1 pseudogene is annotated in these 1,044 nt (G+C 37.6%); it reads left to right on the forward strand.

Annotation, left to right across the window (positions count from 1 at the left end):
• Positions 1-832: pseudogene (locus QUB24_RS33485) on the forward strand (hypothetical protein); the annotation flags it as partial.
• Positions 833-1,044 lie beyond the last annotated feature (212 nt).

Raw genomic sequence — 1,044 nt, forward strand, 5'->3', positions numbered from 1 at the left:
AGAACTTGAGTTTATTCTATCTCCACTTACTTACCAGCTATTAGATAACTTCAATGTCCCCCAGAAGTGGAGCCATCAAATTAAAGGATTGCCGCAAGAAATTCCGTTGAAGGGTGATGAGTTTAACTCCTTGCTGAATCAAAATCTGCGTGCTGTAGGCTCTCAACATCGTACCAGGATTTTAGAGGCAGCAGCGATTGCTTTTTATGCTCAGCAATCCCAGATTCCGGTAATAAAAACTCTGGTGACTGATGATGCACCCCAGTTTAAATTACTCACAGATGATTTATCTTTATGTTGGGTGCATGAAGCAAGACATTATAAAAAGTTAAGTCCATTTGTTACTTGTCATCAAAAAAAGTTAGACAAGTTTCTTGATGATTTTTGGGATTACTACCGAGAATTATTAGCTTACAAAAACTCTCCATCTGGGTTAGAGAAGCTCAGGCTCCAATCAAAATTTTGGGAATTTTTCGGCAGTCTAACTGGTTATGAACAATTAGATGAACGAAAAAAATTAACTTTGAGTAAAATATCTGAGTTGCTTTTAGTTTTGGAGCATCCGGAATTACCTTTACATAATAACCCGGCCGAATTAGCTGCTAGAACAATCGTGCAGCGACGAAATATTAGTTATGCAACCCAAACTTGTGAAGGAACTAAGGCGATGGATGTTTTCATGTCTCTGGTGGCGACTACCCGCAAATTAGGAATTAGCTTTTTTGAATATATGCACGACCGTATTTCTTACCTGGGAAATATTCCATCTCTAGGGACGATTATTCGTCCACAATCTTCGGTTTATTCTCTGGGTGTGTCCTGGTCTGATTGAAGAAATTCAAAAAAATATAAAGGCTCTGAATTATCGGCCCTTCATTCCTGTAGTAAGTGTCGTATAAACCCATGGTTAATTGTGACTTTAGTGGCTAAAAAAGACTATGACATTCTTGATTTTATGATTAATAATATGTCATATTCTACCATGCTGTGCCTAGATTGTTAACCTTCTTTTTTTACTGTTACCCCGATTTATTGAGCGGATAC

The sequence above is a fragment of the Microcoleus sp. B9-D4 genome (genome assembly GCF_036705105.1).
GTDB lineage: Bacteria > Cyanobacteriota > Cyanobacteriia > Cyanobacteriales > Microcoleaceae > Microcoleus.